The sequence below is a fragment of the Colwellia sp. 1_MG-2023 genome, from assembly GCF_030546755.1.
Classification (GTDB): Bacteria; Pseudomonadota; Gammaproteobacteria; order Enterobacterales; family Alteromonadaceae; genus Thalassotalea_H.
Genome location: NZ_JAUOPE010000006.1, coordinates 135,848 through 148,648, shown reverse-complemented (window position 1 = coordinate 148,648; position 12,801 = coordinate 135,848). Strand labels below are relative to the sequence as shown.

Annotated in this window: 9 protein-coding genes; 1 reads left to right on the top strand and 8 read right to left on the bottom strand. The window is 38.9% G+C overall.

The features are described 5' to 3' along the window. Positions 1 to 14: 14 nt before the first annotated feature. The 8 genes from sucD to sdhC form a co-directional block, all read right to left on the bottom strand. Positions 15 to 887 (bottom strand): succinate--CoA ligase subunit alpha, encoded by an 873-nt coding sequence (gene sucD, locus Q4493_RS09120; RefSeq protein ID WP_303451779.1) that lies wholly within the window; start codon positions 885 to 887, stop codon positions 15 to 17. Beyond that, entirely contained in the window at positions 887 to 2,053 is a 1,167-nt protein-coding gene (sucC, locus tag Q4493_RS09115; RefSeq protein ID WP_303451778.1) for an ADP-forming succinate--CoA ligase subunit beta, read from the bottom strand. Before sucC ends, sucD begins: the two co-directional genes overlap by 1 nt. Before the next feature lie 452 nt (positions 2,054 to 2,505). Further along, a complete protein-coding gene (gene odhB / locus Q4493_RS09110) occupies positions 2,506 to 3,987 on the bottom strand; it encodes a 2-oxoglutarate dehydrogenase complex dihydrolipoyllysine-residue succinyltransferase (protein WP_303451776.1) in 1,482 nt (493 codons plus the stop codon). 30 nt (positions 3,988 to 4,017) lie between these two features. After that, positions 4,018 to 6,822, bottom strand: coding sequence for a 2-oxoglutarate dehydrogenase E1 component (locus tag Q4493_RS09105; RefSeq protein WP_303451774.1), 2,805 nt, complete (start codon positions 6,820 to 6,822; stop codon positions 4,018 to 4,020). Between the two features lie 148 nt (positions 6,823 to 6,970). Continuing rightward, positions 6,971 to 7,681, bottom strand: a complete 711-nt coding sequence (locus tag Q4493_RS09100; protein ID WP_303451772.1) for a succinate dehydrogenase iron-sulfur subunit — start codon at positions 7,679 to 7,681, stop codon at positions 6,971 to 6,973. A gap of 22 nt (positions 7,682 to 7,703) precedes the next feature. Then, a complete protein-coding gene (sdhA, locus tag Q4493_RS09095; protein ID WP_303451770.1) occupies positions 7,704 to 9,470 on the bottom strand; it encodes a succinate dehydrogenase flavoprotein subunit in 1,767 nt (588 codons plus the stop codon). Beyond that, complete coding sequence (gene sdhD, locus Q4493_RS09090; protein ID WP_303451769.1) at positions 9,471 to 9,818, bottom strand: succinate dehydrogenase, hydrophobic membrane anchor protein; 348 nt, start codon at positions 9,816 to 9,818, stop codon at positions 9,471 to 9,473. After that, positions 9,812 to 10,186, bottom strand: coding sequence for a succinate dehydrogenase, cytochrome b556 subunit (sdhC, locus tag Q4493_RS09085; RefSeq protein WP_303451768.1), 375 nt, complete (start codon positions 10,184 to 10,186; stop codon positions 9,812 to 9,814). The genes sdhD and sdhC overlap by 7 nt, the downstream gene beginning before the upstream one ends. A gap of 417 nt (positions 10,187 to 10,603) precedes the next feature. Between sdhC and Q4493_RS09080 the strand changes: the two genes are divergently transcribed. Then, the gene (locus tag Q4493_RS09080; protein ID WP_303451767.1) at positions 10,604 to 11,893 is read left to right on the top strand and encodes a citrate synthase; all 1,290 of its coding nucleotides are present in this window, start codon (positions 10,604 to 10,606) and stop codon (positions 11,891 to 11,893) included. The last annotated feature ends 908 nt before the right edge of the window (positions 11,894 to 12,801 follow it).

The window sequence follows — 12,801 nt, the reverse complement described above, 5'->3', positions numbered from 1 at the left end:
TGTAAGCTACTCGCTTACCAACCCGTTTTCTCTTTAAGTGCTACACCGATATCCGCTAAAGAACGAACCGTTTTAACACCAGCCGCTTCTAAAGCAGCAAATTTCTCATCAGCTGTACCTTTACCACCGGCGATAATCGCACCAGCGTGACCCATACGCTTACCAGCAGGTGCAGTAACACCAGCAATGTAAGAAACAACAGGCTTAGTCACGTTAGCTTTGATGTATTCAGCAGCTTCTTCTTCAGCTGTTCCACCAATTTCACCAATCATTACGATTGCTTCTGTTTGTGGATCGTTTTGGAACATTTCTAAAACGTCGATGAAGTTAGTACCTGGAATTGGATCACCACCAATACCTACACAAGTAGATTGGCCGAAACCTGCATCAGTAGTTTGCTTAACCGCTTCATAAGTTAAAGTACCTGAACGAGATACGATACCTACTTTACCTGGTAAATGGATGTGACCTGGCATGATACCGATCTTAGTTTCGCCTGGAGTGATAACACCTGGACAGTTAGGACCAATCATGCGAACGCCAGTTTGCTCAAGCTTAACTTTAACGTCAACCATGTCTAAAGTTGGAATACCTTCAGTGATAGTAACGATAAGTTCGATGCCAGCATCGATAGCTTCTAAAATAGCATCTTTACAGAACGGAGCAGGAACGTAAATTACTGTAGCTGTTGCGCCAGTTGCTTCTACTGCTTCACGTACTGTGTTAAATACTGGAAGGCCTAAATGCGTTTGACCGCCTTTACCTGGGCTTACGCCACCAACCATTTGCGTACCGTACTCAAGTGCTTGCTCTGAGTGGAATGTACCTTGACCACCAGTGAAACCTTGACAGATTACTTTAGTATCTTTGTTAATTAATACAGACATTATTTGCCCTCCGCAGCTGCAACAACTTTTTGTGCTGCGTCAGTTAATGATTCAGCAGCAATGATGTTTACATCAGAGCTTGCTAATACTGCACGACCTGCTTCAGCGTTTGTACCTTCTAAACGTACAACTACTGGTACTTCAACGCCTACTTCTTTAACAGCAGCGATGATACCTTCAGCGATCATGTCACAACGAACAATACCACCAAAGATGTTTACTAGAACCGCGCTTACATTGTCATCAGAAAGGATGATTTTAAATGCTTCAGCAACACGTTCTTTAGTCGCTCCGCCACCAACATCTAAGAAGTTAGCTGGCTTACCACCGTGTAAGTTTACGATATCCATTGTACCCATTGCTAGGCCGGCACCGTTAACCATACAACCAACGTTTCCGTCTAAAGCAACGTAGTTTAATTCCCACTGTGCAGCATGTGCTTCACGCTCATCTTCTTGAGATGGATCGTGCATAGTGCGGATTTTAGGTTGACGGTATAAAGCATTACCATCGATACCAATCTTACCGTCTAAACAGTGAAGGTTACCTTCGTCAGTAATAACTAACGGGTTGATTTCTAATAATGCGAAATCAAAGTCGTTGAACATGTTTGCAAGACCCATAAAGATCTTAACAAATTGCTTCATTTGAGTAGGGTTTAAACCTAATTTGAAACCTAATTCACGTGCTTGGTAAGCTTGAGGACCCACTAATGGATCGATTTCAGCTTTGTGAATTAACTCAGGCGTTTCTTCAGCAACAGTTTCAATTTCAACACCACCTTCAGTAGATGCCATAAATACAACTTTACGCGTACCACGGTCTACAACAGCACCTAGGTATAATTCGTTAGCGATATCTGTACAGCTTTCTACTAAAATTTTAGAAACTGGTTGTCCGTTCTCATCTGTTTGATAAGTCACTAAGTTCTTACCTAACCAGTTTTGAGCGAAATCTTTAATTTCTTGTTTAGTTTTTACTAGCTTAACACCGCCAGCCTTACCGCGGCCACCAGCGTGAACTTGAGTTTTAACAACCCACATATCGCCGCCAATTTTATCAGCAGCTTCAGCAGCTTCTTGAGGAGTGTCGCAAGCGAACCCTTCAGAAACTGGTAAACCATATTCAGCGAATAATTGTTTCGCTTGGTACTCATGCAAATTCATGGTGTTTTATCCATTTATCTGTAGATGAAAATGGCAGACTTTTGCAAAAATTCATTTACAAAGAGACCACCATCGAAAAAAGTCGACCGATTATAGTACAAAAGCTCTAGAGAACAAAGCCCTTAGAGCTAATACTATAGTCTAGTTCGTGGTTTTTTTTATTTAATCTAGTAATAAAAGTTATAAGCGGTGAAATTATCAATTGTCTCGATACAAAAATGAGACTATTTAGTATCAAAATACTGTTCGTTAAGATTAGATTATTAAGTGAAATGATGCAGTTTTTCAAATATTTCAAAGCTTACTGGTTTAACTTAAACGTGAAAATTTTAAACGCTAAAATCTGATATGCTGTTTTATTTAAAGCATGCATACAAAAAAACCGCGCTAAATTAGCACGGTTTTTAATAAGATTACGTTATGTAAAAACGTTATTTCGACAACTTCGAAACTTAGATATCAAGTAATAAACGTGTTGGATCTTCAAGTAATTCTTTAATTGTTACTAAGAAACCAACCGATTCTTTACCATCAATTAAACGATGATCATAAGAAAGTGCTAAATACATCATAGGTAAAATTTCAACTTTTCCGTCAACAGCCATTGGTCTGTCTTGGATTTTGTGCATACCTAAAATACCCGCTTGCGGTAAGTTTAAGATAGGTGTTGAAATCAAAGAACCAAAAACACCACCGTTAGTGATAGTGAAGTTACCGCCTTGCATTTCGTCCATGGTTAATTTGCCATCACGACCTTTAATTGCCAAGTCACGAATACCATTTTCGATACCAGCCATGCTTAATTGATCCGCATCACGAAGTACCGGAGTAACTAAACCACGTGGCGTTGAAACCGCAATAGAAACATCAAAAAAGTTATGATAAACAATATCATCACCGTCAATTGACGCATTAACTGCTGGGTAACGTTTTAAAGCTTCAGTAACCGCTTTAACGTAGAAAGACATAAAGCCTAAACGAGTATCATGCGTTTTCTCAAAAACGTCTTTATATTGCTTACGTAAATCCATGATTGGCTTCATATTAACTTCGTTAAACGTGGTTAACATAGCCGTAGAATTTTTCGCTTCAAGTAAACGAGTGGCAATCGTTTTACGCAAACGCGTCATAGGTACACGTTTTTGTGTACGTTCACCTAAGTCTTGAGCAACTGGAGCTTTAGCCGCAGGCGCTTTTGCAGCAGGTGTAGAAGGTTTGTTAGCAGCAGCTTCAACGTCTTCTTTAGAAATACGTCCGCCTTTGCCTGTACCAATCACATCACTTGCCGATAAGCCTTTTTCTGTCATCAAACGACGTACAGATGGGCTTGCTAATTCGTCACTACTGATCGCTTCTTCTTTCGATTGAGTTGGAGCAGCTGCGGTTGCACCCGCGTTAAGTTCACCAATTTTTTGGTTACCTAAAACAGTGTCGCCTTCAGCATGGATAATTTTACCAATAACACCATTATCTTGTGCTACCACTTCTAACACAACTTTATCAGTTTCAATATCTACTAAATTTTGATCAACAGATACTGTATCACCTTCTGCAACATGCCATGCAGCAACCGTTGCATCAGCAACTGATTCAGGTAAAACAGGAACGACGATATCAATTACTTTGCCTGAAGAAGCAGGCGCTTCAGCAGCCGCTTCTTTTTTAGCAGGAGCAGCACTGTCAGTAGACGATGCGTCAGCTTCACCAAGGATAGCAATAACTTGCTCGCCTAAGACTGTTGCACCTTCTTCTTGAGTAATTTCAGTAATAACACCATCTGAAGTTGCTGGTACTTCTAATACTACTTTATCGGTTTCGATATCTACTAATACTTGATCACGAGATACTTTATCGCCTACTTGTACATGCCAAGTAGCTACTGTTGCATCAGCAACTGATTCAGGTAAAACGGGAACCTTAATTTCGGTTGTCATTTAATTTATTCCTTCACTTACAAAACTAGTCTATTCAACATTGAGCGCGTCATTGACTAGCGCTTGTTGCTCTTTAACATGAACTGACATATAACCAACAGCAGGTGCTGCAGAAGCCTTACGGCCAGCATATGTCAAATAAGTACCTTCTGGGATTGCCGCTCTAAAGTGATGCTGTGAACAATACCACGCACCTTGGTTTTGCGGTTCTTCCTGACACCAGACAAATTGCTTCACATGTTGATATTTAGCTAATTCAACTTGCAGCTCTTCTTCTGGGAATGGGTATAATTGTTCGATACGAATGATGGCAATATTATTTTGCTCATTCTTACGACGTTGCTCTAATAATTCGTAGTACACTTTACCACTACAAAATATCACGCGATCAACATTTTTCGGATCAATCTCATCAACTTCACCAATCACATTATGGAAAACGCCAGTTGATAGTTCTTCAAGTGAAGAAACTGCAAGCGGATGACGTAATAATGATTTAGGTGACATAACCACAAGCGGACGACGCATTGGACGAATCACTTGTCGACGCAACATATTAAATACTTGCGCAGGCGTTGAAGGCACACAAACTTGCATGTTGTGATCAGCACACAATTGTAAAAAGCGTTCCAGACGAGCTGATGAATGCTCAGGCCCTTGACCTTCGTAACCATGTGGCAACAACATAGTTAAGCCACATAAACGGCCCCACTTTTGTTCACCTGAGCTCACGAATTGATCAAATACCACTTGTGCACAGTTAGCAAAGTCACCAAATTGTGCTTCCCAAATTGTTAAGCCCGCAGGTTCAGCTGTTGTATAACCATATTCAAATGCCATCACTGAAACTTCAGATAATACTGAATCATGAACGTCAAATGGTCCTTGACCTTCACGAACATTTTTCAATGGCATATATTGCGTAGCATCTTCTTGGTTATGTAATACCGCATGACGATGGAAGAAAGTACCTCGTCCTGCATCTTGACCGGTAATACGTACGCGTTGACCTGAGTCAACCACTGACGCATACGCTAAATTTTCAGCCATACCCCAATCAAGTAATTTCTCACCAGATGCCATTTTCACACGGTCGTCATATATTTTCTTAACGCGTCCATGAACAGGATGTGATTCAGGATAAGTAGAAATACTTGCAGCAAGTTCTTTTAACTTATCGACAGAGATTTCTTTATCGTAGTCATCATCCCAGTTGTGTCCAATATAAGGTGTCCAATCAACAGAATGCTCTGTCATTGGGCGCCATTGTTCAACGGTACATTGGCCTTCATCAAGCAATTTACGATAATAAGCGGTTAATTCATTCGACTTATCCGTCTTAATTGAACCTTCCGAATTCAACTTATCCGCATATAATTGACGAGGGGTTGGGTGTTTTTTAACTTTTTTATACATTAACGGTTGAGTTGCACTAGGCTCATCAGCTTCGTTATGTCCGTGACGACGGTAACAAACTAAGTCGATAACAACATCACGTTTAAATTCATTTCGGTAATCAAGCGCAATTTGAGTTGCTAAAATAACCGCTTCAGGATCATCACCATTCACATGAAGAATAGGCGCAGATACCATTTTGGCAATTTCAGTACAGTATTCACCACTGCGAGTATCTTCTGAATTTGACGTAGTAAAACCAACTTGGTTATTTACTACTACTCGAATAGTACCGCCTACTTTAAATGCTCGCGCTTGCGACATATTAAAGGTTTCTTGCACTACGCCTTGACCTGCAATAGCTGAGTCACCGTGAATGGTTATAGGTAAAACAATATCACCTTGCTCACAACCACGTCTGTCTTGACGTGCTCGAACAGAACCAATAACAACAGGATTTACAATTTCAAGATGCGAAGGGTTAAACGCTAACGCTAAATGAACATTGCCGCCTGGCGTGACGAAATCTGAAGAGTAACCTTGATGATATTTAACATCACCTGATGATAAAATTTCATCATGCTTGCCGCCAAACTCATCAAATAGTTTTGATGGATTCTTACCCATAACGTTAACAAGTACGTTAAGACGGCCACGGTGAGCCATACCGATAACGACTTCTTTAGTGCCATGAGAACCAGCGCGCGTGATTAGCTCCTTCAACATAGGAATAAGCGAGTCACCACCTTCTAACGAGAAGCGTTTGGCACCTGGAAATTTAGCACCGAGGTATTTTTCAAGACCGTCTGCAGCAATTAAGCCTTTTAAGATTTCTTCTTTTTCAGCCGTACTGAGTTGAGCTTGAGACTGAACAGATTCTAGACGATTTTGTAACCAACGCTTTTCTTCGGTAGAAGTGATATGCATGTATTCTGCACCAATGGCACCACAATACGTAGCTTTAAGTGATTTATATAAATCACCTAATTTCATGGTCTCTTCTGCTACAGCAAAAGAACCTACGTTGAATTCTTTATCGAAATCATTTTCTGATAACTCATGATGCGATAATTGTAAATCGCGTACTTTATCACGTTGCCATAACCCTAATGGGTCAAGGTTAGCGTTTTGATGTCCGCGAAAACGAAAAGCATTTATTAATTGAAGTACTTTAACTTGTTTGGCATCTCCTCCTGCTGAAACGACAACCGTTTTTTGGTTTTGTTTAGCAAGCTCTTTAAATTCTTCACGAATTTCAGAGTGGCGATACTCTACGTCAGCACCTTCAATTTTAGGAAGTTGTTGAAATACTTCTCGCCATTCTGCAGATACAGATTGCGAGTTATCTAGATATGATTCGTACAATTCTTCAATATAAGTAGCGTTAGCGCCACTTAAATGGGAAGACTCTATCCAAGCCTTCATTACACCTTCTGGCATTGCCTGTTCCTTTGTGGGATAAAAGCAACAAAAAGTTTAATAATTATTATTAGTTTTTCAATTAGACTATAGGCTAACTTATTCAATTAACGATAATTATTCCGGTTATAAAACAGCAAAGTAAACAAGTACTTTGCTGTTAGAGTTTTTATACTGCGCGTGAAAGTAACATCGACTTAATATGGCCGATAGCTTTCGTTGGGTTTAATCCTTTTGGACAAACATCTACACAGTTCATAATGCTGTGACAACGAAATACGCTGTAGGCATCTTGTAAATCATCAAGTCTTTCTTCGGTAGCGGTATCACGGCTATCAATTAAGAAACGATAAGCATGTAATAGGCCTGCTGGCCCAACAAATTTATCAGGATTCCACCAGAAAGAAGGACAAGACGTTGAACAACACGCACATAAAATACATTCGTATAAACCGTCTAATTTTTCACGATCTTCAATCGACTGTAAATGTTCACGAGCGGGTACATCTTTACCATCGTTAATCAAGTACGGTTTGATTTTTTCATATTGATTATAGAACTGAGTCATATCAATAATTAAATCACGTACTACAGGTAAGCCTGGTAATGGGCGTAACACAATTGTTTTCGCTTTAAGCTCTGACAAAGGTGTAATACACGCTAAGCCATTTTTACCATTCATGTTTAAACCATCTGAACCACACACCCCTTCACGACATGAACGACGGAAAGATAACGTTGAATCTTGTTCTTTTAACAAAATTAACGCATCTAACACCATCATGTCAGAGCCTTCAGGAATTTCTAACTCATATTCCTTCATGTAAGGTTTATCGTCTACATCAGGATTATATCGGTAAATTGAAAATATCTGTTTCATCATTTATTCCTACAATAAATCCTTAGTAAACACGAGCTTTCGGAGGGAAAGCATCACGGTGAATAGGTTCCATATTCACACCACGTTTTGTCATATCTTCAGTATCTGGAGAATAGATTGAGTGGCATAACCAATTTTCATCATCACGTTCTGTGAAATCTTGACGAGCATGTGCGCCTCGAGATTCAGTACGGAAGTTAGCCGCTTTAGCAGAACAGAATGCTGTTTCCATTAAATTGTCTAATTCTAAACACTCAATACGTTGGGTGTTAAATTCAGAAGACTTATCATCTAACTTAGCATTTTGTAGACGTTCACGAATTTCAGTTAATTCTTTCATGCCTTGTGCCATTGCTTCACCTTCACGGAATACCGAGAAGTTAAGCTGCATACATTGCTGTAAGTCTTTACGAATTTGTACTGGATCTTCACCCGTTGTTGAAGACTCCCAACGATTCGTACGAGCAAGTGAAGCTTCTAAATCAGATGCTGACGCTTCTTTACCAAACTCAGTATCATTTAAGTAAGTGCCTAAGAAGTTACCAGCTGCACGGCCAAATACCACTAAATCAAGTAATGAGTTACCACCTAAACGGTTAGCACCATGTACAGATACACAAGCGATTTCACCAACCGCAAATAAACCTTCAACAATTGTCTCAGTACCATCAGCAGCTACATTGATTGCTTGACCATTAACATTACAAGGCACACCACCCATTTGGTAATGACAAGTAGGTATAACTGGAATTGGCTCTTCTGCAGGATCAACGTGAGCAAACGTTTTAGATAAGTCACAAACACCTGGTAAACGTTTTTCTAACGTTTCACGGCCTAAATGATCTAATTTAAGCTTAATGTGTGGACCCCAAGGACCATCACAACCACGACCTTCACGAATTTCTGTCATCATTGAACGAGCAACAACGTCACGACCCGCTAAGTCTTTGGCGTTAGGCGCATAACGTTCCATAAAACGTTCGCCATCTTTATTTAATAAGTAACCGCCCTCACCACGACAACCTTCAGTAACTAGTACACCTGCACCCGCAATACCTGTTGGATGGAACTGCCACATTTCCATGTCTTGCATTTGTACGCCAGCACGAAGTGACATACCAACACCGTCACCAGTGTTGATGTGAGCATTAGTAGTAGAAGCAAAGATACGCCCTGCACCACCGGTAGCTAATACCGTAGCACGAGCTTTAAAATAAACGATTTCACCCGTTTCAATACAAATAGCGGTTGTTCCAACTATTGCACCGTCACTGTTTTTAACTAAATCTAAGGCATACCATTCCGAATAAACGTTAGTTTTGTTTTTAACATTTTGTTGGTATAAACAATGAAGTAAAGCATGACCAGTACGGTCAGCCGCAGCTGCTGTACGAGCGGCTTGCTCACCACCAAAGTTTTTAGACTGACCACCAAATGGACGTTGGTAAACCTTACCGTTTTCAAATCGAGAAAATGGTAAACCCATTTTTTCTAATTCGATAATTGATTCTGGACCAGTTTTACACATGTACTCGATAGCGTCTTGGTCACCGATATAATCAGAACCTTTAACGGTATCGTACATATGTTGCTCCCAATGATCTTCATGTGCATTACCTAAAGCAACGGTAATACCACCTTGAGCAGATACTGTATGAGAACGAGTAGGGAAAACTTTAGAAATCAAAGCACAAGATTTGCCTGATTCTGAAATTGCTAATGCGGCGCGCATACCTGCACCACCTGCGCCAATTACGATGGCGTCAAATTCACGAACTGGAACGCTCACTTACACACCCCACACTGTTAATAGGCCCATTACTAAATAACCAAGTAATGTAACGGCAAAAATAAATTGTAAAGCACCACGTAAAAACGCAGGTTTAATATAATCAGACAATACTTGCCAAATACCAATCCACGCGTGAACGAGTAATGAAAAAAGCGCTAATATTGTGAAAACTTTGGTACAAAGACCAGAAAAGAATCCTTGCCAAACGTCATATGTAACTTCGTTTGTTGTGACAAAGAAACCTAGAATATAAAACGTATACAAAGCAAGAATGATTGCACTCGTTCTAATAAGAATAAAGTCATGTACGCCGCTACGGCCTACTGTTGCTGCATTGTTTACCATAAGTTAACTCCTACAACGATGGTTAAAATTAACCATAAGGCAATAACTAACTTGGCACTGGCGTTACCAGAAGCAAGTTCCTCAAAATGCCCTAAATCCATCAACAAATGACGGATACCGCCAAGAACATGATAAATTAGTGCTGAGATAATACCGATGATAATCAAAGTAAAGAACCAACCATCAAGTAATGATTTTACTTGAGCGAAGCCTTCAGCTGATGATAAAGATAAAGAAAGTGTCCACAACAAAATACCAATAGCAAATACCATTATCACACCAGAAATACGGTGCAAAATAGAAACGTTTGCTGCTGGATGCATTTTTATTGTAGTCAGGTCTAGGTTTACAGGACGTTGTTTTTTCACGATTGTGCCTAAGAGCTCTAAGAGCCTTCAACTTTTTTTTATTGTTACTCAATTAATCGTTTATATTAATTCGAGTAACCCCCCAACGATCTTAGTCAATATTTTCAAACTTACATAAAATTTGAATAAATGAAGTTAGATCATCTAGATTATATAGCCGATGATTTTTAATTACAATTTACTTAACCGACAAATTTACCGTTATTTATAAGGGGTTATGACTATTTTTTGACCTATAACAAATAAACTTATGACTTTAGTCTAATCTTATAAGAATTGGTTTGACTTTAGGGGGGGATCTTGACGTAGAATACTGCGCAGTTTTATATTCATAAAAACTGATTAACTTTTCATTTTTAAAAAACGTAAAGATTTTTCAGAAAACGAATTTGATAGAATTTGATAGGGGTAAAACATATGGCTGATTCAAAAGCCTCTCTTAGTATTGATGGAAAAGTAATTGCCGAGTTGCCGATTCTTTCTGGTACAGCGGGTAATGACGTAATAGATATTCGTACATTAGGTGGTGCAGGCTATTTCACATATGATCCGGGCTTTTTAGCTACGGCTTCTTGTGAATCAGCAATTACATTTATTGATGGTGGTAAAGGTGTTTTACAACATCGTGGTTACCCAATCGACAGCTTAGCAAAACAAGCTGACTATTTAGAAGTTTGTTACATCCTTCTAAATGGCGAAGCGCCAAGTAAATCGCAGTATGACGAGTTTTCAAAAATCATCACGAATCACACAATGGTTCATGAAAAACTAGCACATTTCTTCCATGGTTTCTTACCTGACGCTCACCCAATGGCAATGCTTTGTGGTGTCGTTGGTGCAATGTCTTCATTTTACCATAGTGATTTAGATATTAATGCTGCAGACCAACGTATGCGTAGTGCACATCGTTTAATTGCGAAAATGCCAACAATTGCGGCTATGGCCTATAAATACAGTATAGGTCAACCGTTTGTATATCCGCGTAATGACTTAACCTACGCTGAAAACTTCTTACATATGATGTTCTCAGTGCCGGCTGAAGAGTATAAGGTCAGCCCTACGGTTGCTCGCGCAATGGATAGAATTTTTACGCTTCATGCTGATCATGAACAAAATGCTTCAACGTCAACGGTACGTTTGGCCGGTTCTTCAGGTGCTAATCCGTACGCATGTATTGCTGCTGGTGTCGCATCATTATGGGGTCCTGCGCACGGTGGTGCTAACGAAGCTTGTTTAACAATGCTTGAAGAAATTGGTTCGTTAGATCGCGTTGATGAATTCGTTGCTAAAGCGAAAGATAAAGCGGATCCGTTCCGTTTAATGGGCTTTGGTCATCGTGTTTATAAAAACTTCGATCCACGTGCTACAGTGATGCGTGAAACATGTCATGAGGTTTTACAAGAGTTAGGTATTGAAGATCCGTTACTAGACGTAGCAATGGCTCTTGAAAAAGTAGCGCTTGAAGACCCTTACTTCATTGAGAAAAAACTTTATCCTAACGTAGATTTCTACTCAGGAATTATCTTGAAAGCGATTGGTATTCCTACCAATATGTTTACGGTAATTTTTGCGATGTCTCGTACCGTTGGTTGGATTTCTCATTGGGATGAAATGTTAGGTCAACCAGGTCAAAAGATTGGTCGTCCTCGTCAAAACTACGTAGGTGAAGTAAATCGCGAATTTACACCGCTTAAAGACAGAAAATAGGCAATATTTGCTATTTTAAAAGGCAGCTTTTAGCTGCCTTTTTTTATGACTAAAATGCCATTAACTCTATAAAATTCAGCATAATATAGAGACACTTTCAAACAAGCGATTGAACTAATTACTCAAATAATTATTCACTTTGTATACAGAATACAACTAGGTTTTATTGATAAAAATAAGGCTAAATTACGTAAAATTTACCTCAAGCATTATCACGAAAATTTACCCGCTAATTCGTCTAAAATTAATTTAAAATCTTCGAGTATAATAATTTAAAAGTGATTCTCGTAAAACACACGTTTCCCCAGTAAAATGACATACTTTTGCAGAAAAATTCTCACTTAAACTAAACGTTAACCTCTGCATTCTTTATAACGCAATAATGTGTAAGCTAATGCACATTAGCGAAAACAAGCCATTCAAGCCTACACTACTCATCCAATATATATAAATTAACGTGAATGATAGAGCAATAGCCAAATGAACGTACAATGTGGACGATAATTCCCTTTTGAAAGGGTATTCAAAACCGCCAGAAAGTCTGATGATTAATAATTAACGCCTAGTTCGACGATTAATATATGAATAGTTGTCCTAATCCATGTATTTACAATGAAATTTATGATTAAAAAAAGCACTATTATTATAGTACTTTAGTATTTCTTAGCTTTATTGGTAATAAAAGCCAGTTGCTTTGGTTGACAATCACAACCGATTTAATAACCAAATAGTAAAATACAGCATTACCAATCTAGATATATTGGTAATGAATAGTAATAAATTATAGTGAATAGGTCTTAAAATATGGTAAAAATCGCTCAAAAGTTAGTATATTTTTGCCAAAAAAACTTAGTTAAATGCTGTTTCTCTCTAAAAAATCTACATCTGCGCATCATAATTAACAAAGT